We start from the raw sequence: 26,711 nt of genomic DNA on the forward strand, positions 1-26,711 counted from the left end.
GCACAACGATGAAAAAACATAACATATACAGCACCGTATTAACACTGATGTCAATAGTACTATTGGCTTCTTGTGAGACCGATTTCGACAATCCCAATGCCGCGACGGTAGATGAAACCTTTTCATCCCGTGAAGGTATTCTCGCCGCATCCGTCGGACTACAACAGTTGTACTCGACCACGGGGGTACGATGGGCCGTGGAAACCCCTGCGATAACAACGCGGGAAGGCGGTATTACGACCACCTTCCAGAATATGATCGAACTTGAGGATGGCGGGACAAGCTTGCCCAATTTCAATTCCAATGTGCAGGGCTTATGGTCTTCCATGCTGCGCATCATAAAGATAGCCGAGGATATCGAGGCCAATGCAGGAACCATTGAACTGGAGGCAGGAACACAGAGCGGCCTTATAGCGCATGCCAAACTGTTCAAGGCTTTGGCCATTGGCAATCTGGCCCAGAATTTTGAACAGGTCATCGTTGTCTCCAATACGGATAATCAGGCTGAATTTGTCCCAAGGGCCACTGGCTATGAAACGGCGATTACTTTGTTGAACGAAGCAAAAAGTGCCATCGATGAGAATCCCGTTTCACAGGAATTCATCAATGCCGTAACCTTGGGGAATATCGATGTCCGCAACGCCATCAATGCGTTGCTCGCCCGATACAATCTGTTCGCGGGAAATTATGAAGCCGCAATAACCGCTGCAAACAGCGTGGACCTTACAAGCACGTCCACGTTTGAGTATGATGCCATCAATTTGAATCCCATTTGGAGCCGTGTCTTTCTGAACAATGCACCCAACTTTAAGCCAAGGGATAATTTTGGCCTCCCGTCCGAATTTGTCTTCGATCCTGCCGATGGGCGTACCGCTTTCTATTTGGTACCCTTGGACGAAACCAATCAAAACGGATTGCCGATTGAGGACTTAGCGGGCTTTTTCAACGTAAATACGGGTTCCATACCGGTGTACATTCCGGATGAGATGAATTTGATAGTGGCGGAGGCAAATATCAGAAAGTCTGGTCCTGACCTTGGTGCTGCCGTGGCCGCCTTGAACGAAGTGCTTACCGATACCGACGATCCTTTCGGAATCAATGCCAATGTAGGCCCTTATGCCGGTGCGTCAACATCAGAGGCCATTTTGATGGAAGTATATAAAAATCGAAGAGCAGAGCTCTTCTTGACAGGTATGAGCTTGGAAGACAGCAGGAGATTCGGTAGACCGGAACCCAGTGGGACATCAATGATCTACACGGAAGAAAGAAACCGCAACTTCTATCCGTATCCCGATCTGGAGAGAAACAGTAATCCGAATACCCCGGATGACCCGAGTATATAAATACGTATAATGTAGCGGTTTGAGTTAGTTTTAGTTTACTAGGCCTACAACCTCTGTTATGTTGTAGGCCTTTTATGTACAGTCGTAGTTTACACTTGATTAGTAATAGAATTGAATGATATGATGAACCAAAGGATTATAGACTCTTGGAACAAAAACGCCGAAGAGTGGATTAAAGTCATTGCCAACGATGAAATCGGCTCAAGGAGATTTACCAATAAGGCCATTGTTGGAGAACTAAAGAGCCTTGCTGGGGATAAGGTAATCGATATAGGCTGTGGAGAGGGGTGGCTTACAAGGTCCATAACGGAAATGGGAAAAAACGCGGTGGGTATGGATGCCATCGAACCGCTATTGGTTGCAGCCCGATCGAAAGGGCCTGAATCCTATTATCAAATGTCCTATGAAGAGCTCATGGAGGGAAAACCCATTCCAGAAGCTCCCTTCGATATCGCCGTATTTAACTTTTGTCTCTATCAAAAAGAGGGTCTTGCCAATCTGTTACGTGCCACAAAAAATCAGTTGCATACAGGAGGCAAGATCGTGATCCAAACGCTGCATCCCTTTTTTATGTTCGACAATGGACTGGACTATAAAAGTCAACTGATTTCCGATTCATGGAAGGGGCTACCCGGTAATTTTAGGGACGGCCACGAGTGGTATGCGCGGACTTTTGAGGATTGGGTCAACATTATTGGGGAATCATCCCTACAGCTGAACAGCATCAAAGAAGTTTTGAATTCGGAGGGCAAACCGATTTCCCTGATATTGAAAATCAACTGACATGAAGATATTTAAGGTAATTGGTTTAATGTCGGGAACCTCCTTGGATGGCTTGGATATCGCTTATTGTCATATCTGGAGGACGGGAGACAAGTGGGATTTTGAGATAAAGAAGACCAAAGGCATACCGTATGACAATGGATTGAAAGAACAGCTTAGGAAATCCATATATCTAACTGCCAGTGAACTTCTGGCTTTTGATGTGAAATATGGTATTTGGCTGGGTGAAAGGGTAAAGGATTTTATTCAAAGTGAGGGAATTGAAGTAGACTTTATTGCGAATCATGGTCATACCAGCCATCACCGACCCGAACTTGGCTTTACCCATCAGTTGGGCTCTGGACAGTATCTCGCCAATACCGCTGGGCATAAAGTTATTTGTGATTTCAGGAATAAGGATATCTCCTTGGGAGGCCAAGGCGCTCCCCTGGTCCCCATAGGGGATAGCCACTTCTTCCATGCATACGACTTCTGCCTGAACTTGGGAGGAATCAGCAATATCTCTTTTGAGCACAAGGGCCATCGCATTGCTTACGATATTGGTCTCGCGAACATGGTATTGAATCACATCACTGCGAAGATCGGATTACCTTATGACGATGGAGGACAACTGGCGCAAAAAGGAACACTCATTCCGGAACTGTTAAGGGATTTGAACGCGCTAGCATATTATCGGCAACCCTTTCCTAAATCAACTGGATTTGAATGGTTCATGGAGCAAGTAGTCCCTATTTTGGATAACTATGATAATGATACAGCGGATTTGTTGCACACCTGTATCCATCACATATCCGAACAGATCGCTGTACAGGTCAATTCAAACTGCTCCAAAAGGGAGGCCGGTATGCTGGTCACCGGTGGAGGTGCAATAAACAGCTATTTGATGAGGGTCCTGCAGGAGCAGTTAGGGGCGAAGGTGAAATTGGTCATCCCGCCTGAGGAAATCATAGCCTTCAAGGAAGCCCTGGTATTTGCATTAATGGGCGTGCTAAAAATGGTACATGAAACCAATGTGTTGGGCTCCGTTACAGGAGCATCCAAGGATTCCTCCTCCGGCATCATTTACGAACCGAAATAGCCAGTAGCTTATCGTTGAACCACAAAAACCGTTTTAGTTGGACCTTACCCTGATCTTTTTCGTTATTCTGTGTTATTTTCTGGTACTCATGGCCATTTCATATGTTACTTCCAGACACAGTGGCGATGAGACCTACTTTACCGGGGACCGTCAATCCCCTTGGTTTTTGGTCGCCTTTGGTATGATAGGTGCCGGACTTTCGGGCGTAACCTATGTGTCGTTGCCCGGGATGGTGGGAAATAATAATTTCCACTTCTTCCAATTCATACTGGGTAATGTCGTTGGGTATCTCTTTATCACTTTTGTGCTCATCCCGTTGTACTATCGGCTAAGGTTGGTATCCATTTATTCCTATTTACGGGAACGGTTTGGCAATAGGGCCTATAAAACAGGTTCATTGTTTTTTCTGATTTCCCAGTCCTTTGGTACTTCGCTGCGGTTATTGTTGGCAGCGAAAATCCTTCAATTTGTGTTTTTTGAAAAGATAGGAAGCCCGTTTCCAATCACCGTTATCGTCATTTTGTTGATGGTTTGGCTGTATTCCTATAAGTCCGGCATCAAAACCATTGTTTGGACGGATACCCTTCAAACCATCTTTTTGATCTTAGGTGCCTTGATCACTTGTTACTATGTAATTACTTCATTGAACCTCACACTTACAGCATCGATAAATGAGATGGTCAATCATCCCTATTTTGATGTTTTCAACTGGGAACCCAAGTCGGACAATAACTTTTTCAAACAGTTCATTGCAGGGATATTGGTAGCGATAGCGATGATCGGATTGGACCAGAATATGATGCAAAAGACCCTAAGCTGCAGAAATGTATGGGAGGCACAAAAAAATACACTGAGCTATAGTTCCATATTGGCCGTAACCCAGTTTCTGTTTATGGGGCTGGGCATTTTACTGTACATCTATGCCGAACATATAAGATTGGAGTTACCCGTTGCTGCAAACGGCACGCTATTGGACACGGATACACTATTCCCGAATATTGCTTTGAACCATTTAAACCCTATGGCCGGAATCTTTTTTTTGTTAGGTATCATTGCAGCTTCTTTTTCAAGTGTCGATTCCGCCTTGACGGCACTGACCACGTCCTTCACCTACGATTTCTTGGATATCTCAAACAAAACCGTTAAAAATCCCAAACGAATAAAGAACATCGTATTGTTTGGCTTTTCAATACTGGTTTTTGGGATCATCATGCTATTTTCAAGTAGCAGGGGCGATGTAATTTCCTTGATCTTCAATGTGGCCGGATATACCTATGGTCCTTTACTGGGCCTCTATGTTTTTGGGATGTTTACCACTATAAAAATCAAGGACCAAGTGGTCCCGATTATATGTATTTTAGCTCCCATAGCGACCTATCTTTTAAGCCTGTTTCTCAAGGACACCTATGATTTCGATATGGGTTTTATCAATATTGCCGTCAACGGGGGCTTAACTTTTTTGGGATTGATTTTAATTAAAAGAAAGAAATGAGCAAAAACAAGTATATGACCGAGCAACCTTCGAATTATGATGGTCTCGAAAAGATGGATACCTTCGAATTGTTGACCAATATCAACCATGAGGATAAGGGCGTTCCTTTGGTGACGGAAAAGGCCATACCGCAAATAAAGAAATTTGTCGATCATGCGGTCGCCAAAATGAAAAAAGGGGGTAGACTCTTTTATATTGGCGCAGGTACCAGTGGAAGACTCGGTGTCTTGGACGCCTCAGAATGCCCCCCTACCTTTGGGGTGTCCGATGATTGGATCATCGGTCTTATTGCCGGGGGCGATAAGGCCTTGCGCAAAGCCGTGGAAAACGCTGAAGATGATTTCGATCAAGCTTGGAAAGACCTTCAAACATTCAATATCAGCGAAAAGGATATTGTGCTGGGAATAGCGGCCTCAGGTACTACGCCCTATGTCATAGGAGGAATACGAAAGTCCAAGGAACATTCGATTTTGACAGGAAGTATATCCTGTAATGCCCATGCGCCCCTTTCTAAGCTATCCGATTATCCCATAGAGTTGGTCGTGGGGCCTGAATTTGTCACCGGCAGTACACGGATGAAAGCCGGTACAGCACAAAAGCTTGCCTTGAACATGATTTCCACCTCCATTATGATCCAGTTGGGCAGGGTACGCGGGAACAAGATGGTGGATATGCAATTGTCCAATAAAAAGTTGGTCGACCGCGGCAAAAGAATGTTAATGGAGGAATTGGATATTGATGAAAAACTGGCCGGTCAATTGTTGGAAAAGCATAAGAATATCAGAAAGGTGCTGGACTCTTATGACTCCCAAATGAAAAAAAGAATGGATTCGTAAATTGAAAGAACAGCGACTGAGCTGCAAGACATCACCTTTGCGCGGCATTAAACGGTTGATTTTAAATGTACCTACAATAGCAATCTGTCCCTGAACTTAAATTGTACCAAAACAAACATCTCGAATGCCTTGCTAATAGTGGGTACCTAATGTTCAAACGATTCTGTTTTGAATCTTGAGTTGGTAAATAAGGGGAAATACTATAAAGGTTGTAGTGTAATCGGTGGCAAAACTCCGGTTTGGACAGGCACCGGAGCGGCCCTTTGGAATGTTAGGCCATTTCATAAACGGTCTCGAACAGTTGCCTGTCCAACTGTTGCTGTTTGGCAAAGCCCTTCTTGAGGTTACTGTGCAATACTGCGTTGAAGGCATTATAGCCCAACCAGAGGTTTGGGGTACTGCCCAGTTGCAATGCCTCTGCATCAAGGATCTCAAGGACCTCTCGGGCCTTTTTGGAGGGTGCATCATTGGTATCGCTGCACTCATAGCGGAACAGTTGGGTCCGCTCCAGCACTTCCCTGACAAAATCCTTGGTATCCAGCAGTTCCACGGTCATCATCTGATGGAACCTACCGGAAATACTGTAGAACTCATTGTCGAGGAATCTGCGGAACAGTCCTTGGAGCCCGGGCATGATGAGCTGCACCGCGTTTTTGTGGTGCTTGATGGAAAAGCCAATTTCCGTCCGGGCCACGTGCAGGCCATTGGAACAGACTTTTCGGTAGAACCCAAAATGGCCTGCGGTACGTTCGCTCCCATCGTAGGCATTGGTAAACCGCAGCATCGGTAAAATGACGTCCTCACCTTGCCCTACCGAGAACTGGGTAGTGTCGGTAAGGACAAAGTCCACGCTGAAACTACGGTCCGAGCGGTTAATGCTCTGACGGGAGTATTCCAGGCCCGCATCGATGAGCAATTGCTCCGCCTTTTTGAAAAATAGTTGGTTGGGAATATGCCCGTAGCGCTGGGACACCATGTTCACGATCTTGCCGTTGCTGACCACGGCCTGTTCCAAGCCCTTTCGTACGGGCATACCGGTCAATTCGTTTAGAGGTCTGATCTGTACCGGCACAAATACCTCATCCTGCTGTAAGTTGTCTACATACATCTTTTTGTGATTTTAGGTTAAACAATAATTACAGTGGTCTACAAACGGAAGGCAGCACGTTGAGCGGCGAGGAAACGGAATAAATAGGCCTGCCCAAGGGCAGGAGATGGCCACAGCCGGGGCTTTATGCCGTCCCTTGTCCGATACCGGGATGCGACGTTTACCTTGTGTAGGTATTGGATAACAGGGAAAGCGGTTGGTCCAATGTGTTTTTGGAATGAACCAGGATGACAGCAATTGAAAGAAGGTCTTTAGGTGAGGTCAGCCTTGGATAAGGCGATCGAGAAATGCGATATAGGCACTGACCTTTCCGTGATAATCCTCAACCCCGTAGGTCCCGGAGCAAAGATGGGCCTTTTCCCTAATGGCATAGTCCACCATAGTGGCCCCATCACTGAACAGGATGTAGTGCTGCAGCAAGAGTGCATTGAAATCATCGGAAGCCTGGATCCGATGGGCAAATTTATAGGGAAGGTCCATACCGCGCACTAGGTTCTTCATATACCGAACAGTTAATTCTTGATTATAGAAAACCCAAAATGTCCTGATAGACCGTATCGGTATATTTGTCCATTTTCTTACCATGCACGAACACACCCATGTTCAGTATGGAACCTTGTTGCGGGCAAAGTTCCAATTCGATAAAAAATCGGTCCATGGCATACAGTTGAAAACAACAGTCGATGGATCTGAAGGAAGCCACATAGACCGCATCGTCCCATAGGGTCTCCCATTGCTCTTCCTTGGACAGTGCCAAATAGTCGTATATCCGCATCAATAGGTCGTTTTAACATTGTCATAGGCCACGGGGACCATGGCCTCGGGTACATTGCCCACGGCATCCTTGCCCCTCAATTTCCCGACGGTATGGGCCGCCAGTTCCGATTCAGGGTACGGTCGTAATAGCTCTTCCAGCTGTTTTTGGTCCAGTTCGTCCCGATACGGTTTCAACCATTCATCTTCCAATCCATCGGGCAAGATCACCGGCATACGCGGTCCCTCCATCTTGGGATTGTTATGGATCTCAGCCATCATGGGATTGCCTTCGGTGGTCACAATGGAAAAAGTATTGAGGATTTCCCCGGTCTCGGGGTCGGTCCACTCGTTCCATAGACCGGCCAAGGCTATGGGTTCATGGTCCTTTCGAGAGATGTAGTAAGGAACGGTCGCCTTACCATGGTGGTGGTGTTCATAGAACCCATCGATATAAATGAGGCATCGCTTGTCCTTTGCGGAAGTTTTGAAGGAATTCTTCTCAAAAATGGTCTCCCCTCTTGCATTGAGCGTCTTGTTCCAAATCGCCTTTTTATCCTTGGCCCAAAAAGGTACCAAGCCCCATTGGGACACTATAGGTACATTAGGGTTTTCATTGGTATAAATAATCATTTTGGGATGTTGGAAACCTGTCACATGGAACAGTGGCAGGTCGGTCTCCCTGACCATTTTTTCCCGGATTTCACGGATGGCGTGTTCATCGGCGTCCCGCATGGTCCTTTTGAGCTGGGTTTCAAGCTGGGCATTGACATCGTAGCACATAATTGAGGTTGTCTGAAACTAATCTTTAATGTAGTGAATCCAATGTATACTACCAAGTGTTTAGCCCCATATAGCTGAAGCGGGGCTAATCACATTTCAAAATAATGCTGTGCTAACGATCGATAATGACTGCCCCATTTGGGGTTGTTACAGCACGTATTGAAAAATAGCTCCATTACATTTACGCTACTTTTCAATAATGATTCCCATATGGTGCTCATTCAAAGCCTGATTTCAATTATCACCTTCACCTTGGCCAAAATATCCATATAAGCAAATGGATTGTCCACAACGAATCCAATTGGGACATCGACTTAGAGAGGCCTACTTCTTTATGAAGGTAAACAAATGCTTCGATAAATGCCCTATTTTAGTTCATTATTTCAAATCAACCATTGAGCGTAAAAAAGGTATGCCATAGCACCACATTTGTGTCCCTGTTCCAATGCCGTTCGGATAAATAACCTTATTTTAAAACCTCGATTAAAACAACCCTATAAAGCAGTATACATAAATTAAATATTGACATAAATCGACCTTTATATAGCATGACCATAGCAGTAGCACAATTTGAGCCCAAGGACGGCGATAAGGCCTATAATCTTTCCATCATCCACAAACTTGCCAAAAAGGCCCGTGCCAAAGGAGCAGATGTAATCAGTTTTCATGAAATGTGCGTGACCGGATACACCTTCACCAAGGACCTGGACCGAGAGGATTTGAACAGTTTGGCAGAAGATATCCCGAACGGTAAAAGCACAAAGGAACTCATATCCATCTCAGCTGAACTGGGCATCCCAATCCTTGCCGGTCTGGTGGAAAAGGCAGAAGGAAAATTGTACAATACCTACGTCTGCGTTACGGCCGAAGGGGTGGTAGCCAAATACCGTAAAATCCATCCGTTCATCAATGCACACTTGTCCGCTGGCAACCAATATTGTGTATTCGACCTACTGGGTTGGAAATGTGGTATCCTGATTTGTTATGATAACAATGTCATTGAAAATGTACGCGCTACAAGTCTTTTGGGAGCAGAGATCATATTTGCCCCACATGTCACTGGCTGCACACCATCCTCCCTGCCACACCGGGGCTATGTAGACCAAAAATACTGGGACAATCGCTTGAATGACCCTGTTTCCCTTCGCATGGAATTTGATGGCCCTAAAGGAAGGCGCTGGTTGATGCGGTGGCTACCTGCCAGGGCCTATGACAATGGTGTTTATTATGCCTTCTCGAATCCAATTGGCTATGATGGTGAGCACCTTAAAAATGGGAACTCTATGATCTTGGACCCCTATGGCGAGGTCCTGTCCGAGATACGGTCGTTTGAAGACGAAATAACCGTATCAAAAATCACAAAAGACAAAATACAGTTGTCCGGTGGTTGGCGCTATAAAAATGCCCGAAGACCGGAGCTCTATAAGGATATCTTGGGAGCCGACCATCGCTCAGATACAAGTCCCATCTGGATGAAGTAGCACCGGACCGGTCCATGGAACGAGGTAACAATGCCCGGTTAATGTAGTCAGGTCTTTACGCTATGCAAGACTTCACCGATTGATTTCAAAACGGACCCATTAACAAGGGGACCATCCAATAAATGAACAGCGAAACCAAGACGATGGATAGCAAATTCATAAAAAATCCAGCACGTACCATATCGGGAATGCGCAAATAGCCCGAACCAAAAACAACTGCGTTGGGAGGGGTTGCCACGGGCAACATGAAGGCGCACGATGCAGCAGTGGTACAGGCCACCAACAGCATGAGTGGGTCCATGTCCAAGGTAAGGGCCAAGGGTGCCAAAACAGGGAGCAACATGGCTGTGGTGGCCAAGTTTGATGTGACCTCGGTCAAAAAGTTGACAGAGGCAATGATCAAAAGTAAAAGCAAAAGCAGTGGAAGACCCTCAAAGAACGTCATCTGTGCACCCAGAAAAGAGGCCAGACCGGTATCTTGAAATCCTTTGGCGATAGCCATGCCCCCACCGAACAGTAAAATGATGCCCCATGGTATGCGAACCGCTTCCTTCCAATTGATCAACGGACGCCCTGTTTGGTTTGCCGGTACCAGAAATAATAGCACCGCCGAGGTTATGGCAATAATCGTATCGTCAATATGTGGAATGAACCTTTGCAGCAAAAAAGACCTGAAAATCCAGCACAGCGCAGTGAGCACAAAAACCAAGAGCACTCTTTTTTCTTCCTTTTGCAGAGGGCCCAGTTCGTTCAACAATCGCTCGATCTCCCTTTTTCCCCCAGGAAAAACAGCATTTCTTAAAGGAAAGGCTACACGGGTCAAATAAAGCCATCCCAATACCAATAGGATGGATGATAAGGGCAGACCGAACTTCATCCAATCCCAAAACCCCACATCCCAGCCATAGGCCTTTTGGACAAATCCCGCGAATACCAGATTTGGTGGCGTTCCTATCAAAGTGGCAATACCACCGATGGAAGCGGCATAAGCGATGGCCAACATCAACAACTTACTGAACACGGTGTTTTCATCCACAGGGGTATTTGGGTTGTCCTTTAATTGCTTGACAATGGAAATGGCCATCGGCAATACCATTACCGTGGTCGCGGTATTGGATATCCACATGGACAAAAAAGCGGTTGCTACCATAAAGCCCAGCACAATACGGTACATATTGGTACCAATGACCCTTATGATATGCAACGCTATTCTTTTGTGGAGGTTCCATTTTTCGATGGCCATGGCCAATATAAAACCTCCCATGTACAGGAACACATACTTATGGCCATAGCTTGCGGTGGTATCCCCCAATGGAAGGGTATCCATAAGGGGAAACAGAACGATGGGCAACAAAGCGGTAACCGCAATCGGGATGACCTCAAACACCCACCAAACAGCGATCCAAAGGGTAGCCGCCAGCACGTCACGTCCCTCATGGGAAAGGCCTTGGGGCTCAAAACAGCACCTTACCAATACGAAGAGCAACGGTCCCAATACCAAGCCCAGTCTTTTATAGCTCATATCCAGTCATTCCAATTTGGCATAAAAAAGGGACGGCTCCCGAAGGTTTGGCCATCCCTTTTCCGAAGATTACACGTTTTACTTGATATTGGCCTCATCCATCCAATAGAGCAGGTATGGAATATTGTAGCCATGTGTCCAACCAAATACCCGGAGTCCTTGATTGGTCTGCCAATTCGTGAAGCGCCCCTTGCTCATGGGCAGATTGGATATTCCCAAAAGGTCCTTGCTATATTCTTCAGATGTTTTATAGTCATCCGGTGATTTTGGCAACTCACCTACCTTGAGCATTTCTGCCCTCGCCAAGGCTTCGTCCAGATAGCTCTTTTCGCCACTAAACTCATATCCTAACAACAATGGAGATATGGTTGCTAAATAAGATTCCATCTCGTGGTTCAACGGTGGCACATCGCGAACCCATCTTGCGTGCCTCAACAAGGCTTTGCGCACTTCTTCATCCCCGGTGATCTGTTGATACTTATAAAGTCCCTGTGCCACATAGGGCTGGGAATAACCATATCTATCCAACACCAGGTTTCCTCCTTGACGCTCTTGGAATTCAAGTATCAATCGTACCCTATCGTCCAGTTCATCCTTATATTTCTGCAATTTGGTGGCATCGTATAACTCCACCATATTAAGTACGGACAAATACAATCTTCTACCCCGTAGATCATGCTCGCCCCATATACGGTTGATATAGGTATCACCGGTCATTTTAGCTACTTCCAAAGCCCTATGGTCGCCTGTTAGATAGTAGTCCGCAATCCAACCCTGGATCCAAACGTGCGCGCTCAATAAGGAATACCAATGTTCTGCGGCATGTCTCCTTCCAATTCCCAGGTAGGGTGTGGATTCCGGCTCGTCCTTGAAATCCCAAAAGTCTATGGCATCGTTGATCTGACCATAATACGTTCGTTTTTTGGGCCAGTGTACATTGTCCACATCCATGGTATGTCTGCTCATGGCCTGGGCCATCTCAAAATATTGTGGATCTCCCGTACGCATAAAATTGGTCCAGAGCATAAAATCAACGGTGGGCTCATTGTTGGTCCACTGTACCCAATGTCCGTTATAATAATAGGTCTTTCCATCACCATAGTTGAACATGCCATACCAGGGTTGGTTCTTTTGGTTGTAGGCCCACCATTGATATCGATATTGAAGTGCATTTTCGAACTCGGTATGCTCGGAAGAGGCCGGTGCCATGTTACCGTACACTTTGGAATTGGTGTACCATTCCGGTGCAGCATGCGCAACAGGACTTTCCACAACATAATCCATAGTTTCGGCAACATCGCTCTTGTTATCGTGGAAATAATAAATGAATTCGGTCGTTTTGGTTATCCCTTGGGCAAAATTGGACAACATGCCGCCGTCCATTGCAGTGTGGTGCCTTTCAAAACTCATCGGTCCGTTCTCCTCTGGCCAAATGCTTCCCAAAAGTATATGGTTGACCGGGTCTAATTTTATCCCTTTGGGATATTCTTTCATAAAGTTTCGGATTCCTACGCCGATCCCCCTTTTTCCATCGGTCACGTTCAACCAACCTTTGGCCCTTTGTGACGTGGCCACATCGTCTTCTCCAAGGGTAACGGTTGCTTGGAATTCCTTGTCATTGTTGATGTTCCCATCACTGTTTTCGTCCAATTGGTTGAGATAGACATCCCTCAAGGTCGGTGGACTTTTTTTAGCCGGTCCCTTTTGCAGTAATTGAACGGAGGAATCATCAAGACTAACTTCTTGCAAGGCGGTTGGTGCTTTATCCTTCTTCCATGAACCCTGTTGCAATGGCATGGAAACCAATGAATTATCGTCAAGATGGTATTTAAGTTGGAGGCCAATCCCAGCTATTTGATCGTTGGGCTGCATCCAACCCGGATCGTCCGCTGTGTTCTCCGAAATGATTTTTTTATTTTGGGTCGCAATATTAGCATGCTCCCCTTCCTGAATTTTGTGTTTATCGGGAATCCCCGTATAGGTCATGGTATGCAATACTTTTATGTAGCTTTTTCCTGCGTAGGTATGCAACCAAATGGTAAAAGGGGAAATGTTGTTATCTTCCCTACTATAGGTATATGTCCCCTCTATTCTAAAAATGGAATGCATGGGGCCTGATCCTTTCTCCCGGAATACTTCATGGATAAATGCTTTGGATGTATCAACTCCGGCATCATCGAGCAAATCGAAGAAGGATCCCCTATGACTTCCAGGGGAAGATGCGATCAGCTCTTTTTCCGAATACTTACCATCGTTGTCGGAATCCAAAAATACCTTGTCCAAAAACCCGTCACCCTTTTTATCGATAGTGAAGGATATCTCCCCGGTATTTACTTCGATCCCACCACCTGGCCGCATATTGTTGGCCGATATGATTTTTTCCTTAGGCCCCATTGGGACCACTCCTTTGCCATACTCCAATACATAATCCGTTGTTTCTTCGGAGAAGAAAAATACCCATACCCATTTAATGCTATCATCGATAGGGTCCCAGGTACTTACCTCTGTGGTCTGGCAAGGGATTTCCATACCATCGGATGTCAGTAAACGAATATGGTCCACTGAATTTAATGCTCCTTTCGGAAAAGGTATCCCTAAGGTAATGGGCGCCCCTTTTATGTTGTTTTCAACGGTAATGGCTAGCTGGTTTCCTGTCGCCTTTGGTTGGGTACAGGATTGAAGTAACAAGCTTACCAGAATTACTGATAGTAATATTCTCATGTTCAGTAAGGTTAATTTTTAAAGACAAAGTGCGGCAGCCCCCAAGATGGGCGTGTCCACCAAATCCGAGATTTCTATTTTAAAATTTTCTAATTGCTTTTGGTATGCGAATGTTTTGAGTGCCCCATCCATTGCAGATGTAAAAAATGGATGTGCCCTACTAATGGAGCCTCCTAAAATGATGGCTTCGGGGGCAAACAAATACAGTATGTTCTTTATCGCCTCCCCTAAATGCACACCATATTCCGCGAAGGCAGCGAGAGCTTGCGCATCATTTTTCAATGCTCTCCCGTAAAGCGTTTTTGCTGATGTACCATAGACCTTTTCAAAAAAGAAACTGCCCGTATATTCTTCCAGAATACCATCTTTGTAGGATAGCATTCCAACTTCTCCGGCACCGCATAAAACTCCGCTATATAATTTATTCTCTATTATGATTCCCATACCAAGCCCTGTTCCCAAGGAAAGGGCAACACAGTTTGCATAATGCCTTGCTTTTCCGAAATGCTTTTCCCCCAAAGCGAAACAGTTGGCGTCGTTGTTCAAAAAAGCGGGTACGTTGAACCGATCCTCCAAGAGTTGTTTTAAGGGCACCGTTTTCCAGGACGGAATGTTCTGCACATCAAAAACAACTCCGGAATCTTTGTCTACCACTGCTGGCACCCCAACACCGATGGCGGTCACGGACTCCGTCATTACTTCTTCAATGGTATCGTATAATTTGGATAGGGAGTTTTCCAGTGGATCCGTTTTCACCACCATGGAATATCCGGTCTGTTCCACTTTCGTACCCATAACCCTTCCCGATTTAATTTTGGTACCTCCTATATCGACCCCGACAACAGTCCTGTTTTCCTTTTCCACTAATCCTTTTTTAAACGTATCGTCTTATTGTTCACCAAAGGTTTGGCCCAAAATCCTATGGTCAGGATAAAGGCCAAGGGAACCAGTAAAAAGAACATTCCTGATTTCAAGGACATCAATTCGCCCAAACCGCCTACTATAAATGGGATTACGGCACCGCCTGCAATGCCCGTACAAAGTATACCGGATAAAGAACCATGATGTTCCTTGACCGAGTTAAGTGCCAGAGAAAATATGATGGAATACATAACGGATATAAAGAATCCCACTGCAGGAAAACCGATCAACGCCAGTTGTGCCGTTCCGGTAAGGGCCAAAATCAAACACAGCATGGTAATGGCCGTTGTAAGAATGAGCAGTTTTCTGCTATCCATAAACCTGAGAAGCAAAAGGCCCAGTAAACAACCTACGGTCAACATGGCCCAGAAATAGGAAACGGTATCGGCTCCTATGGTCTGTGGGTCAAGGCCATGGTATTGGTTCAGGAATTGGGAAATCCAGTTTCCGACTCCTTGTTCCGTTCCCACATAGCAAAAGATACCCAGAAAATACAATAGCGTCCATTTGTTCTTCAACAGGTCCCAATAAGAGCCCTTATCCCCTGCCCTTTCTTCCTCGGTCTTTTCAAATCTGGGATACTTTGTCAAAAAGACATAAACAAACAATAGGAATGAAATGGCCGCAAATACGATGTACAAGGAAACCCAAGGAAACTCTTTTGGCACCCATCCCCGTAGCATTTCGGCTATGGTATCATCGGTATTGTCCTTGCTTACCAGATACTTGTACAAATAGGGACTAAGGAAGGAAGCGGCACCGAAGACCAATTGCGCCAACACCGAGTTGAACGCAAAATGCTCCTCGCCACCGGCGACCCGTAGCATTGGATTGATGATGACCTGTAAAACAGCCATACAACAGCCCAACACAAATAACGTAACGCTAAAGACCGCATATTGGGGGAAAATGGCAAACCCCAGGGAAGCAAGGCCCATGACCAAAAATGAAATGGAAAGCAATGATCGCTCACCATATCTTTCGGATAAAAAGCCCGCCGGTATGGACATGATGCCATAGGCTATAAAGAAAGTGAACGGTAATAGGCCTGTTAAGGTCAGGCTTAGATCAAAACTATCCTTGACATCCACTATGATGGAGTTGAGAATATTGGTGATAAATGAGATCACAAAGAAAACGATCATCACCAATGCGATAATATGGACGTATCTTTTGGTCTTGGGCTTGCTAATATCCATGGGTGGTGGGTTGGTTATTTATTTTTGGATGCTACCTGGGGTTTTCTTTACCATTATTTGGTTCCCAACATGGGAAACAACATTTTTATTTCTTCATCCGACGGCTGTTTTCCATACTCGCAGATTTCAAAGAACTCCACTTGTTTCACTTGGGAAACATCGACACCTGGGTACCATTTTTTTACGGCCTCCAAAGTACTGGCATCAGGTGCCCTGTTCATCCAAGCCTCCTTTAACCAAGCCAATCTTGCCTTTTCCTCTGTGGGTATGGTAGAGACGTCTACTCCCCTTGTCCATGGCAACCATTCGAACATTTGTGAATCGTGGGCAGCCAATCCTTTGACTTTGGTATCGATGACATCATCAACAATGACCGCAATATCCTTTTGGAAGGGATAGGGCTTTTTAAAGTGATCGCTCATATACAAAAACACCGGGTTCTTTTTAAGGGGAGGGGTATCGGGTGCGACATTGGGTACAATGTTCATGTACGCTGCATCCTGTACTACCGAACCGGCATTTCTATGATCTGGGTGGTAATCGTTTGGCCTTAGTCCCAAAACGATATCGGCATCCCAGTCCCTAATCCTGCGAATTACCTCCAATCTCACATTAAGGGTCGGGAACAATTCGCCATCGTGATTGTCCAATACCTCATACTCGGATATCCCCAACGCTTTTGCAGCGTCCTTGGCCTCTTGCCTGCGTTTTTTGGCCAAAACTCCACCTCCCATCGCATAATGACCTGCATCACCATTGGTCAAGGACAAAAACTTCACATTATGGCCCATTTTTGCAAACAAGGCCGCCGTGCCCCCAAATTTGGAGTCGCAATCATCCGGATGTGCTCCAATGGCTAAAATGTTCAATACTTTTTTTTGTTGGGCCTGAATGGTTGAAAATGCAAAGCATAGACAAATGGCCAGTACTAATTTTTTCATGTTGTTTTGGATAAATGGTTCATTAAAATTTTTCAGTTCAAGGTCTGGTCGTCCCGCAAGGGACAACTATCACGGTGACATGTTTTAAAGCGATTAATTCGGTGATTCACCTAAAGCAATAAGTAGGAAATTCACGGTTTGGGATCAATCAAACTAACCTAATGAATGAAAACATGCACTTGTTTTTAATGTCTTTGCTTATTTAGTTCTGTACAAAGTTTGGATTGATGTCAATTTCCCTTTGCGGGATAAAGAAGTACTCACGGGTATCCGTTATGAAGTCCTCTGCCTCTAGGACCTTATTTACGGCACCAAAGCGTTTGAGGTCGGGCCATCGGTGATTCTCAAAAGCGAGCTCTACCCTTCTTTCCTGTAGCAACTTGTCTTGAAAAGTCCCTGGTGTCGAAGCATCGATATCCGGAAGCCCTGCTCTGTTCCTTACCTCGTTGATTAGGTCGTAACTCTCCGAGCTTTCCCCCAAGGCTTCTGCCAGCATGAGGAGCACATCAGCATATCGAAAGACCACAAAATTGATATCGGAGTCGTTTTCAATGGCCAAATCGGATTGGTATTTTCGGACATGCCTGGCTTCGACCACCTCTCCTTCCGCGTTGATATAGGTGGCACCCATGGATACCTCATATCTCAAGTCCCCGTCCTCATAGGCCTCTTGCATGGAAATGGTAGGACGGTTACGTCCAAACCCAGCTCCGGTCTGCAAATCGGTACTTGGTGAAAAATCATTGGTGAAAACGCTTCCTTGGCCAATTCCACCACTGATATATTGCACTTCAAATATCGACTCGGCATTATTTTCATTGGCAACGCCCCATAAATCGGCATAATTGGGCAACAGTTCGTAGCCATAGTTCCCAATAATGCGTCTTAAGACGGTTTCCGCTTCCGAATTGTTGCCCAAGGTCAGCAGTACTTTGGCCAGTAAGGTTGCGGCAGCGCCTTTGGTCGCTTTTCCCACCTCGTTCCCTGAGTAGGAAACGGGAAGGTTTGCCTCCGCCTCGGTCAAATCTGTCACCAATTGTTGCAATATGGTGGTCTCATCGACCTGCACCAATTCATCACCGCTAACAAAAGGGGTCAGTTGCAGCGGAATATTTCCAAAACCGATGGCCATGTGATAATAGACCAACGATCGAATGAACAAGGCTTCCCCTGTAATCCTATTTTTGAGTTCCGCATCCAATTCGATGGGAGGTATACGATCTAAAATGACATTGCAGTTGGCAATTACCCGATATGACTCGCTCCAAGCTGCGGTAATCTGTTCATTGAGCGCATCCTCCGTAAAGGAATTGATTTCAGTATACTGCCTCGCCAAACCAGTGGCATCCGGGCCTTGGTCGGTATTGTCGCTGCGCATCTCGAACATCGTCCAATAACCCCGTCCGTAGATACCCGTACTCTGTAGGCCTGCATAGCTGGCATTAATGGCCACCTCAAAGTCTTCCGGGGCATTGTAAAAGTCTGCCTCATTTCTGTTGGAAATTGGGGCAAGATCAGTAAATTCTTCACTACACCCGGTCAATAAAGCCGTACATAGCATCATATATAAAATTCGTTTCATCTTTCTGAGGTTTTTAGGTTAGAACTTAAGGTTTACGCCCATGGTAAAGGATTTGGTCAATGGAAATGCCCCATAGTCCTCCCCAGGTGTCAAACTGTTCGTTGTAATACTGCTCACCTCTGGGTTATAGCCAAGATAATCGGTTATGGTAAAGAGGTTGGTGGCGGTAACATAGAACCTAAGTCTCTGGATCTTACTTCCAAAAAAATTATCCGTTGGCAGCGTATAACCCAGGGTCACGTTACGCAAACGTACGTAAGACCCATCCTCAACTTGAAAAGAAGAGGGCCTGTTATTGTTCCCATGGTTCCCGGACAATCTATCCGCCCTGGGAATGGACCCGTTCCCCGGGTCGGAAGGGGATCTCCAACGTTCGTTGAAAACTGCGTAGGAATTGAAATTGGCCTCTCCGTTCTTCATGTGCCGGGAGGTCAGGTTCAATATTTCATTGCCCTCCGTTCCTTGAATCAAAAAGCTAAAATCAATGTTTTTGAAAGTCAGTCGATTGTTGATACCCCAAATAAAATCAGGGAAATAACTACCGGTAACGGTCCTGTCGTCCGGGGTGATCTGTCCATCCCCGTTGATATCCTTGAACCTAAAGTCACCCGGTGCTGGATCGGGAGCTTGGGTATCGACCGGTGCATTGGCGATTTCCTCTTGCGACTGATAGATACCATCTACCACATATCCATAATAACTGCCGATAGGATCCCCTACCTGGGTGACGTGCCTTACGCCTGCACTTCCGGAAGAGAATATGGGCTCATTGTCTACATTCAATGACAGTACTTCATTTTTATTGGTTGCAAAATTGACATCCGTATTCCAAGTAAAGTCGCCTACAAAATTCTTGGTGCTCAGGGCGATTTCAAAACCTGAGTTTTTTACTTCTCCCAGATTTCTCAAGTTGGTCTCAAATCCAGATACGGAAGAAATGGCCACATTCAACAATAAATCCTTTGTGCGCGTATCATAATAGTCCGCCAAAACGAAGACCCTGTTATTGAACAAGCCCAATTCGATACCTGCATTGATCTGCTCGGATTTTTCCCAGGTCAAGTTAGGATTGGGTATGGTGCTTTGTACCAGTCCATTGATCTGGTTGCCCCCGAGATTATAGTTTTGAGGCGCAAGAAGCCCTACGGCACCGTAGTTGGGAATCTCAAAGTTTCCAGTCTGACCCCAGCTAAGGCGGAGCTTTAACTCAGATATGGATTCTGAATCCCTTAAAAATGTCTCCTCGTTCAATCGCCAACCTACAGAAAAGGATGGGAAGTAGCCGGTCTGATTGTTTTTACCAAATCGTGAGGACTTATCTGAACGAATCGTTCCAGTGAACAAGTATTTGTCCTTGTAGCTATAATTCACCCTAAAAAGGGCAGACAACAAGGACCACTGTTCCTGTATAGAGGTTCCGCCAAATACCTGCCCCCCACTAATGGTCGGGACCAAATCATCCGGGTAATTATTGGCAAGTACCTGTTTTAAGGTCAGGTTATCCTTTTGAGCGGTATAACCGAGTACCGCATCGACATAATGATCCCCATATTCCTTTTTAAAATTCAAGGTGTTTTCCCAGAGCCAATTGGTCTCTGTGGAAGAGGACGCTTGACCGTATGGGTTACCATCCGCTGAATTTCGGAACAATAGGGAGCTTGCCCGGTAAAAGTCTTGGTTGAAGAGATTGATATAAACACCCCCAAACGTTTTAAAACTCAATTCCGGTAGGATGTCATAGGTCAATCCAAGGGTTCCCCTTGTCTGGAATTGGAATATCTGGTCATCCACAGCCTCTATGATAGCCAAAGGGTTACTAGCCGTTGTGGTACCACCGCCCAAATACGATTGATTGTTCAATTGATTGATCGTACCATCTGGATTGTAAGGGCTTACGGTTGGCGAGTGTACGATACCGGAATAAACGATTCCTGGAGGGGTTGCAAAATAAGGTGCAGATGCCGGTACCCTTTGATTTTCGGTCACTGTTGGGGCCAAACGCACATCCAAGTTCAATTTTTCTGTCAATTGGGAATTGAGATTAAGCAAAACTGTATAACGCTCAAACTTGGCCTTATCAATAATTCCTGTTTGTGAAAAATATCCCGAGGAAAGATAAAAACTGGTCTTGTTTCGTATCGGTGAGGCATAGGAAAAATTATAACTCTGTACAATACCTGTTTTAAAAAGTAAATCTTGCCAATCTGTATCCGTGCCATCCCAGTTGATAAAAGATTCAGGCATTTCGTAATTGGTGTTACCTCTGTCGCCAGGACCAATGGGGTCATCTATGGACGCTCCGTCCACCGACTGAAGATAGGCGTTGTTCCTGGCATCCCTTGTAAAATCGATCAACTCCGGTGCGTTCATTAGATCAAGCTTATTGGCCACAGATTGGAGGCTTAAGAATGAATCAAAGGAAAACACCCCTTCATCTCCATTAGAACCTTTTTTGGTGGTAATCAATAAAACCCCATTGCCACCCCTAGAGCCATAGATAGCAGCGGCACTGGCATCTTTCAAGACCTGAATGGATTCAATATCGTTAGGGTTTAGCGTGGCCAGTGGATTGATCGTTGGTGGCTGAAAGGCCGATCGCCTGTTTGACACCCCACCCAATTGGCTGGAGGAGGTAAGGTTCCGTGAAATAGGAATCCCGTCCACAACAAATAGTGGGTCATTTCCCGCCGAAATGGAACCTGAACCCCGTACCCTGATATTGGGAGCGGCGCCGGGCTCACCCGACACCTCCTGTACTTGAACACCGGTCACCTGACCAATGAGTGCGGCTTCTGGAGTAAGGGCCGGAACCTCGGTAATGGTCTCGGAACTGACGGAGATTACTGACCCGGTAACTTTCTTTTTTGCCAAAGTACCGTAACCGACAACGACCACCTCATCCAATGAGGCAGCGTCTTCTTCCATAGTAACGGTTACCGTAGTAAGACCGGCAACATTCACCTCTTTAGGCCTAAATCCTATGTAGGAGACCTGGATCACTGTCACTCCCGAGGGCAAGTTAATTTCAAAATTACCATCAAAATCGGTAGTAACACCTACAGTGGTTCCTTTTGCAATAATACTGGCGCCTGCCAAAGGAATCCCGGACTCATCCAACACCAGACCGGTCAAGGTGGATTGTGGGTTATCCTGTTCAACCTTTCGTTGTGGGACCAAGTTGGGCAAGGATTCAGTCTTTTTCTTAATGACTATCTGCCTTGCAATGATCTTAAAAGTAAGGTCTGTACCCTTAAAAACCTCCTCAAAAAAGTCGGCTACACAGCGATTTTTACCAAGAACGGTAACTTTTCGGTCCAGGTCCACCTCCGAAGCCTCATAAAAAAACTTGTACCCTGTTGTTTGGGTGACGGTCTCAAAAACTTCGCTCAGTTTGGTATCGAAAAAGCTTTTGTCCACCTTGTCGTACTGTGCACAGGAAGCTGCATTGACCTGACCAAAAAAGAGGATCAGAAATAGGCCGTACAGCATGTTTTTGCCCAATTTTGGGCATGATGCACCTTTAGTTATGGTTTTTTTCATAATTGAATTAGTGTAGTTAGTTAGTAATTGTTTTTTGGTTATTGGTTTTTACTTCATAGGCACTATTGTTTATGAGGTTCATTTATTATTATCATTTCATTTTTTAGGTAATAACTAAATTGGGTATGCGCCTGTATGGTTCTAAGGACGCGATCAATATTTTCTTCATCGAACATACCCGTAAAACGTCTTTCTTCAAGCTGTTCAAATCTATTGTCTATCTGGATGCCGTAATGTCGTTCCAACCTTTTGATGATTTTGCCCATGGGCTCGTTCTCAAAAACAAGGATTCCCTTGGTCCATGAGATGTAGGGGGAAACATCGACATCTTCGATAAGAAATTCGTTGCCTTCCCTTGGATTACTGGAGGCCTTTTGGGAAGGTTTGAGCATTTGCTCTCCTTCCAGCGACTCCCTGAAAAGTGTTCCTACCCCAACTGAACCTTCAACCAAGACCACCTCATTGATTTCATCTTCTGGGTAGGCCGAAACATTGAAAACTGTACCATAGACCTGGGTATACATTTTGGAGGTCCGTACAATAAATGGTTTATTCGGGTTCTTGGCCACCTCGAAATAGGCTTCTCCTGTTACAAGCACCTCTCTCCGGTCAGCACCTTCAAAACTTGATGGGTATGTCATGGTCGAGCCCGCATTGAGCATTACAACGGAACCATCGTCCAGTGTTACCGATAGACGCTCACCTATGGGTACACTTAAAGTGTTTTTGCGTGTAGACCCACTGGTTTTTCCGTTGTCCCTTTGTGTCAACACCCCGTTGATCACTGAGACCTCCGTAGTTCCATTTTTGCTTTTAACGGTATTGTTTGATGATGGTTTCAAGACCAGTACCTCTCCATTGTCCAGTTCCAAGGTAATCTGGTCGGGACCTACATTCAGAGGAACCTTTTCAAATAGTTGCTGATTTAGAAGAAAGTATAATGAGGACCCCAAGAAAATAACCGCAATTGCAGCATATTTCCAGAGGTAAGGACGGCTGTAAAGGCCTTTCACCTTTCCATTTTCCTTGCTCTTAATGGTATGCAGGAACTGCTCAAAGGCCACCTCGGTATCCCATGGCCTATCCTCGTAATTGACCAGATAGTCGGCTTGTACCAACTTTTTAAAGACTTCTTTGTTGTTTCCTTTCTTTACCCATTCATATAAAATGGCCAATTCTTCCTGGGAAGCCTCTTGGTTGATATACCTAGTGATGATTCTTCTAATATCAAGTTTGGTCATTTGATGTATTTTGTCACTTTATCAAGAGACGTAACTTTTTCAAAAAACCCTTATAGAAACCTAAAATTTTAACATTTTAAATGGAGAAAGTACATATATAACCCACTTATTGTGGAAATCCAACCACGATAAAGCAATAATGGAATGGTGAAAATTAGAGTAAACTGGTGAGCTGGGCCCTAAGCCGCTTCATGGCTTTGGCCATATGTACTTCCACGGTCTTTATGGAAATTTGAAGTTGTTCGGAGATTTCTCGGTACTTAAGCCCCTCTCGCTTACTTAGGATGAACACTTTCTTGCACTGTTCAGGGAGGTTGTCGATTTCCTTTTCAACTTTCCTGAGCCTTTCTTCGAAAAGGGAAGTATCCACATCGGTGAGGTCGAGATAAGCCTCCTGTTTTAATTTCTCGAGCAGCTTAAATTCCTTTTTTCTCTTTCGTTGTACATCGATGAAAAGGTTATAGGCCACTTTAAATAGGTATCGCTTAAGTTTGTTATCCTCGACCTGTAACTTCTCGCGATTGTCCCATATCTTGATAAAGGTTTGTTGGGCAATATCTTCGGCAACCTTGGGGTTTCCGGTAATTGCCGACAGATAATTACAGAGTTCTTTATGGTATAGTGTAAATAGATGCTCATAGGCAGCCGTAGAGCCTCTTTTTAAGTGCTCCAATAGATAGGATTCTTTGGTAAAGCTATGTCGATCCATTTTTTCGCCTTTCTTTTAAGCGCTCCTGTACTGGTAAGGTTTCGGTGGAATCGAATTCTTACTGTTTGCACAGAACGCTTTGTTTCATAACCTAAGACATTTACATCGATATTCTCGATCAGCTTAAATCATAAACGAAAAATGTGCCTTATGAAGAAGAGACAATCCCTTTGTATGGAAAGATTTATCCAATCTAAAGGAATGGGCATTTCACAATAGCATGTGTAAAAACCAATAATATTATTTCCAAAAAACGTTAACAAATTATAAAAAAATCTTTAAACCTGATTATTTTTTTGACTTTAATGTAAAAAAGCTATGGTCTCTTTGCCGATTCAGTAGTGGGCACCTGCGTCGAACAAGCAACTTCCATGGAGCGGCTCACATCCAGTATTGGTCGTTTGCCCGCTTCGGTCCTATACCCGTTTAAGAAATTGACAAAACTACCTTGGAATTCGGCCTGAATAGATTGTAAAAAATATTTGTAATCGGTATTAACCATCGTCAACAGTTCCCACGAACTTAGGTGCGCGCTTTTGCACATTTCACCCCTGTAGATCGATTTGCGACATTATAAAAGGAATAGTGAACCAAGTGTTCCCTGCATATTTTGCCCATGGTACCAGTACGTTTTATCAACAAAGGATCTACTAGTTCATGTCCATTATTTATCGCTTTTTGTTATCTTACATCAGTGTTTTTTGCAGACCATCGGACGTTTACAATGAATAGTGGTCTATATACCCTAATCAATTAAGGATATCCATAGTTATGAAAACATATGCAATGCTACTTTTTTGGCTGGCCATCCATACTGCACTATTAGGTCAAAGTAAAATCTTGGAAAGCCAAGTTATGAAGAGTGATCTTTTAAAAACAGAGGTCAAGTATTCCATTTATTTGCCAGATGGCTATGACTATTCCGAACGTCATTACCCCGTAGTTTATCTTTTAAACGGTTATACCGGTGATGAAACAAGTTGGATTGAATCGGGGGGAATGCAACGAATAGTCGATCGTGAGATCGAGCAGGGAAATATCCAGAAAATGGTGATTGTAATGCCAGATGGGGATGACCGGCTCTATATGAACAGAACGGATGGCACCTATCCATATGAGGATATGTTCATGAAAGAATTGCTCCCTTATATCCAAAGCAATTACCGTGTTCGTAAAACAAAGCGATATACAGGTATCAGCGGCCTTTCCATGGGCGGGGCAGGAGCCTTGCGATTGGCATTAAAATATGATCAATATTTTGGAGCCTGTGCCGCCTATAGCTCTGCCATATTTACCGAGGAATCCGTTACTTCTTCGGACCAAGAATCCATGGATGGATATATCTCTATAGCTATGCCCGATATGGTGGGCACAAAAGGAAAAAATAGACTAAATAAAAGCTATAAAGAATATGATGTGCTTCAATGGGTAAAAAACAAGGACCCGGAACTACTAAAAACAGTAAAAATATATTTTGATTGTGGGGATGACGATTTTCTTACGCTCGGAAATGCCCAGCTGCACAAGGAGCTTGTAGTTAGGCAGATACCTCACGAGTACAGGGTCCGTGATGGTGCACATACCTGGCCGTATTGGCGTGAGTCCTTACCCGTGGGCCTAAAGTTTATAAGTGATTCTTTTTGGAAATAGTTCAAACTCCCTGAATAAGCTTTCTACAAAATCCTTCCAACCAAGTACTTTTTGGGGAAATGGTAAAAGTAATCCTTGCCCTTATTTTTCTTAAAATGTGTAACCATTATATGAGTTCATTTCATACCAATTCCGAAAAAAAGATGGGTAAATAAAAAAAGAAGTTTAGACGGTAAGTCAAAATGTCCCATGGTGGCTACAGTTTCGGAGTTGAGACCTTTTGAAACGTGACCATCTTCAAACCATTACGGTGACATCACATAAACATCGTGTTTTTGATGGTAAAGCTCACCCAGATAGTCAATACCAAAAGCGAAAGTATGTACTTTACAATTACAGATAGAATATCCGCGTAGAGAGGCCTTCCCCATTATATAGGTATACTGAAGGAGTTGGAACGGTTTGGCAAGGGATATTCTTTTTGGTAAAAGCACAAAGAAATTCACATTGATGTCAGTAAACACGGGATTACCATGCAATCGGACTTGTTAAAAAAGATGGGGAGACTTAAAGAACATTTTTATACTTCTCCATTAGCACTCCATTGGAAGTTTTACGCCATGGAACAATTACTGACCGGAGGATGAATAGATTCTAAAAAAGTTTCTAGATTTTTTAAATGTCATCTTAAAAGATTCAAAACGTCTTTTAGCTCGCTTTCCTTAATGGGCTTGACCATATAGTTACTAACCACGGAATATTCCTTAGCCTTTTCCCTATCACATGGATTTATAGACGAACTAACGACATACAATAATACCTTTTCCCGATTACGATGGGGAATTTGAACAAACTCGTCAAGAAAACCCCAACCATCCTTTATAGGCATATTTAAGTCCAAAAAGATGACGTTGGGAAACGGTAGTTTGGCTTGTACCAAATCCCATAGGGCCTCAATGGCCTCTTGCCCGTTGTTGAATACCATAACCTCTTTTGAGAACCCCAGTTTTCTCATCAACATTTTCATTCCGAACTGATGGATAGGGTCGTCATCCACAATGTAAGAACTTTCCAATTGATTCATAATA

At 44.6% G+C, this 26,711-nt stretch carries 21 protein-coding genes; 7 read left to right on the plus strand and 14 right to left on the minus strand.

Translation table 11 applies throughout. The features are described from left to right. Positions 1 to 8: 8 nt before the first annotated feature. From GGE08_RS13245 to murQ, 5 genes are all read left to right on the plus strand, one after another. Entirely contained in the window at positions 9 to 1,343 is a 1,335-nt protein-coding gene (locus GGE08_RS13245) for a RagB/SusD family nutrient uptake outer membrane protein (RefSeq protein ID WP_179385370.1), read from the plus strand. 120 nt (positions 1,344 to 1,463) lie between these two features. Further along, the gene (locus tag GGE08_RS13250) at positions 1,464 to 2,126 is read left to right on the plus strand and encodes a class I SAM-dependent methyltransferase (protein ID WP_257024036.1); all 663 of its coding nucleotides are present in this window, start codon (positions 1,464 to 1,466) and stop codon (positions 2,124 to 2,126) included. A gap of 1 nt (position 2,127) precedes the next feature. Then, positions 2,128 to 3,204, plus strand: a complete 1,077-nt coding sequence (locus tag GGE08_RS13255; RefSeq protein WP_179385371.1) for an anhydro-N-acetylmuramic acid kinase — start codon at positions 2,128 to 2,130, stop codon at positions 3,202 to 3,204. A gap of 37 nt (positions 3,205 to 3,241) precedes the next feature. Further along, the gene (locus GGE08_RS13260; RefSeq protein ID WP_257024037.1) at positions 3,242 to 4,696 is read left to right on the plus strand and encodes a sodium:solute symporter; all 1,455 of its coding nucleotides are present in this window, start codon (positions 3,242 to 3,244) and stop codon (positions 4,694 to 4,696) included. After that, a complete protein-coding gene (murQ, locus tag GGE08_RS13265) occupies positions 4,693 to 5,532 on the plus strand; it encodes an N-acetylmuramic acid 6-phosphate etherase (RefSeq protein ID WP_179385372.1) in 840 nt (279 codons plus the stop codon). Before GGE08_RS13260 ends, murQ begins: the two co-directional genes overlap by 4 nt. A 271-nt stretch (positions 5,533 to 5,803) precedes the next feature. Here the strand turns inward: murQ and GGE08_RS13270 are convergent, their stop codons facing one another. The 4 genes from GGE08_RS13270 to GGE08_RS13285 all read right to left on the minus strand — a co-directional run bounded on the left by GGE08_RS13270 (position 5,804) and on the right by GGE08_RS13285 (position 8,176). Next, positions 5,804 to 6,640 carry a DUF932 domain-containing protein gene (locus GGE08_RS13270; RefSeq protein ID WP_179385373.1) on the minus strand — a complete coding sequence of 279 codons (837 nt, stop codon included), beginning with the start codon at positions 6,638 to 6,640 and terminating at the stop codon, positions 5,804 to 5,806. A gap of 261 nt (positions 6,641 to 6,901) precedes the next feature. Then, positions 6,902 to 7,141 (minus strand): hypothetical protein, encoded by a 240-nt coding sequence (locus GGE08_RS13275; RefSeq protein WP_179385374.1) that lies wholly within the window; start codon positions 7,139 to 7,141, stop codon positions 6,902 to 6,904. Between the two features lie 22 nt (positions 7,142 to 7,163). Further along, a complete protein-coding gene (locus GGE08_RS13280; RefSeq protein ID WP_179385375.1) occupies positions 7,164 to 7,415 on the minus strand; it encodes a hypothetical protein in 252 nt (83 codons plus the stop codon). Continuing rightward, entirely contained in the window at positions 7,415 to 8,176 is a 762-nt protein-coding gene (locus GGE08_RS13285) for an SOS response-associated peptidase (protein ID WP_179385376.1), read from the minus strand. The genes GGE08_RS13280 and GGE08_RS13285 overlap by 1 nt, the downstream gene beginning before the upstream one ends. A 548-nt stretch (positions 8,177 to 8,724) precedes the next feature. On the opposite strand from GGE08_RS13285, the gene GGE08_RS13290 reads away from it, so the two are divergent. Beyond that, positions 8,725 to 9,657, plus strand: a complete 933-nt coding sequence (locus GGE08_RS13290; RefSeq protein ID WP_179385377.1) for a nitrilase family protein — start codon at positions 8,725 to 8,727, stop codon at positions 9,655 to 9,657. 85 nt (positions 9,658 to 9,742) lie between these two features. On the opposite strand, the gene GGE08_RS13295 is transcribed toward GGE08_RS13290, so the two are convergent. From GGE08_RS13295 to GGE08_RS13335, 9 genes are all read right to left on the minus strand, one after another. Next, on the minus strand, positions 9,743 to 11,179 hold the full coding sequence (locus GGE08_RS13295) for a DASS family sodium-coupled anion symporter (protein WP_179385378.1): 1,437 nt from the start codon (positions 11,177 to 11,179) through the stop codon (positions 9,743 to 9,745). A 78-nt stretch (positions 11,180 to 11,257) separates the two neighbouring features. Beyond that, a complete protein-coding gene (locus tag GGE08_RS13300; RefSeq protein WP_179385379.1) occupies positions 11,258 to 13,900 on the minus strand; it encodes a hypothetical protein in 2,643 nt (880 codons plus the stop codon). A gap of 18 nt (positions 13,901 to 13,918) precedes the next feature. After that, positions 13,919 to 14,764 carry an ROK family protein gene (locus GGE08_RS13305; RefSeq protein WP_179385380.1) on the minus strand — a complete coding sequence of 282 codons (846 nt, stop codon included), beginning with the start codon at positions 14,762 to 14,764 and terminating at the stop codon, positions 13,919 to 13,921. Further along, entirely contained in the window at positions 14,764 to 16,020 is a 1,257-nt protein-coding gene (locus tag GGE08_RS13310) for an MFS transporter (RefSeq protein ID WP_179385381.1), read from the minus strand. Before GGE08_RS13310 ends, GGE08_RS13305 begins: the two co-directional genes overlap by 1 nt. Before the next feature lie 53 nt (positions 16,021 to 16,073). Continuing rightward, positions 16,074 to 16,961, minus strand: coding sequence for a PIG-L deacetylase family protein (locus GGE08_RS13315; RefSeq protein WP_179385382.1), 888 nt, complete (start codon positions 16,959 to 16,961; stop codon positions 16,074 to 16,076). A gap of 202 nt (positions 16,962 to 17,163) precedes the next feature. After that, complete coding sequence (locus GGE08_RS13320; RefSeq protein ID WP_179385383.1) at positions 17,164 to 18,543, minus strand: RagB/SusD family nutrient uptake outer membrane protein; 1,380 nt, start codon at positions 18,541 to 18,543, stop codon at positions 17,164 to 17,166. A gap of 18 nt (positions 18,544 to 18,561) precedes the next feature. Next, positions 18,562 to 22,083 carry a TonB-dependent receptor gene (locus tag GGE08_RS13325; RefSeq protein WP_179385384.1) on the minus strand — a complete coding sequence of 1,174 codons (3,522 nt, stop codon included), beginning with the start codon at positions 22,081 to 22,083 and terminating at the stop codon, positions 18,562 to 18,564. A gap of 62 nt (positions 22,084 to 22,145) precedes the next feature. Next, positions 22,146 to 23,324 carry a FecR family protein gene (locus GGE08_RS13330; RefSeq protein WP_179385385.1) on the minus strand — a complete coding sequence of 393 codons (1,179 nt, stop codon included), beginning with the start codon at positions 23,322 to 23,324 and terminating at the stop codon, positions 22,146 to 22,148. A 154-nt stretch (positions 23,325 to 23,478) separates the two neighbouring features. Further along, positions 23,479 to 24,033 carry an RNA polymerase sigma factor gene (locus tag GGE08_RS13335; RefSeq protein WP_166250123.1) on the minus strand — a complete coding sequence of 185 codons (555 nt, stop codon included), beginning with the start codon at positions 24,031 to 24,033 and terminating at the stop codon, positions 23,479 to 23,481. 786 nt (positions 24,034 to 24,819) lie between these two features. Between GGE08_RS13335 and GGE08_RS13340 the strand changes: the two genes are divergently transcribed. Continuing rightward, positions 24,820 to 25,683: an alpha/beta hydrolase gene (locus GGE08_RS13340; protein ID WP_218847545.1), complete on the plus strand. Its 864-nt coding sequence runs from the start codon at positions 24,820 to 24,822 to the stop codon at positions 25,681 to 25,683. A gap of 622 nt (positions 25,684 to 26,305) precedes the next feature. Here the strand turns inward: GGE08_RS13340 and GGE08_RS13345 are convergent. Then, entirely contained in the window at positions 26,306 to 26,707 is a 402-nt protein-coding gene (locus GGE08_RS13345) for a two-component system response regulator (RefSeq protein ID WP_179385386.1), read from the minus strand. Positions 26,708 to 26,711 lie beyond the last annotated feature (4 nt).

The sequence above is a fragment of the Allomuricauda sp. ARW1Y1 genome (genome assembly GCF_013407935.1).
GTDB lineage: Bacteria > Bacteroidota > Bacteroidia > Flavobacteriales > Flavobacteriaceae > Flagellimonas.

Excerpts from the sequence above, each read along its gene's own strand:
- GGE08_RS13245 (WP_179385370.1), top strand. The coding sequence starts at position 9 with ATGAAAAAACATAACATATACAGCACCGTATTAACACTGATGTCAATA.
- GGE08_RS13250 (WP_257024036.1), top strand. The coding sequence starts at position 1,464 with ATGATGAACCAAAGGATTATAGACTCTTGGAACAAAAACGCCGAAGAG.
- GGE08_RS13255 (WP_179385371.1), top strand. The coding sequence starts at position 2,128 with ATGAAGATATTTAAGGTAATTGGTTTAATGTCGGGAACCTCCTTGGAT.
- murQ (WP_179385372.1), top strand. The coding sequence starts at position 4,693 with ATGAGCAAAAACAAGTATATGACCGAGCAACCTTCGAATTATGATGGT.
- GGE08_RS13270 (WP_179385373.1), bottom strand. The coding sequence starts at position 6,640 with ATGTATGTAGACAACTTACAGCAGGATGAGGTATTTGTGCCGGTACAG.
- GGE08_RS13275 (WP_179385374.1), bottom strand. The coding sequence starts at position 7,141 with ATGAAGAACCTAGTGCGCGGTATGGACCTTCCCTATAAATTTGCCCAT.
- GGE08_RS13280 (WP_179385375.1), bottom strand. The coding sequence starts at position 7,415 with ATGCGGATATACGACTATTTGGCACTGTCCAAGGAAGAGCAATGGGAG.
- GGE08_RS13285 (WP_179385376.1), bottom strand. The coding sequence starts at position 8,176 with ATGTGCTACGATGTCAATGCCCAGCTTGAAACCCAGCTCAAAAGGACC.
- GGE08_RS13290 (WP_179385377.1), top strand. The coding sequence starts at position 8,725 with ATGACCATAGCAGTAGCACAATTTGAGCCCAAGGACGGCGATAAGGCC.
- GGE08_RS13295 (WP_179385378.1), bottom strand. The coding sequence starts at position 11,179 with ATGAGCTATAAAAGACTGGGCTTGGTATTGGGACCGTTGCTCTTCGTA.
- GGE08_RS13300 (WP_179385379.1), bottom strand. The coding sequence starts at position 13,900 with ATGAGAATATTACTATCAGTAATTCTGGTAAGCTTGTTACTTCAATCC.
- GGE08_RS13310 (WP_179385381.1), bottom strand. The coding sequence starts at position 16,020 with ATGGATATTAGCAAGCCCAAGACCAAAAGATACGTCCATATTATCGCA.
- GGE08_RS13315 (WP_179385382.1), bottom strand. The coding sequence starts at position 16,961 with ATGAAAAAATTAGTACTGGCCATTTGTCTATGCTTTGCATTTTCAACC.
- GGE08_RS13320 (WP_179385383.1), bottom strand. The coding sequence starts at position 18,543 with ATGAAACGAATTTTATATATGATGCTATGTACGGCTTTATTGACCGGG.
- GGE08_RS13325 (WP_179385384.1), bottom strand. The coding sequence starts at position 22,083 with ATGAAAAAAACCATAACTAAAGGTGCATCATGCCCAAAATTGGGCAAA.
- GGE08_RS13330 (WP_179385385.1), bottom strand. The coding sequence starts at position 23,324 with ATGACCAAACTTGATATTAGAAGAATCATCACTAGGTATATCAACCAA.
- GGE08_RS13335 (WP_166250123.1), bottom strand. The coding sequence starts at position 24,033 with ATGGATCGACATAGCTTTACCAAAGAATCCTATCTATTGGAGCACTTA.
- GGE08_RS13340 (WP_218847545.1), top strand. The coding sequence starts at position 24,820 with ATGCTACTTTTTTGGCTGGCCATCCATACTGCACTATTAGGTCAAAGT.
- GGE08_RS13345 (WP_179385386.1), bottom strand. The coding sequence starts at position 26,707 with ATGAATCAATTGGAAAGTTCTTACATTGTGGATGACGACCCTATCCAT.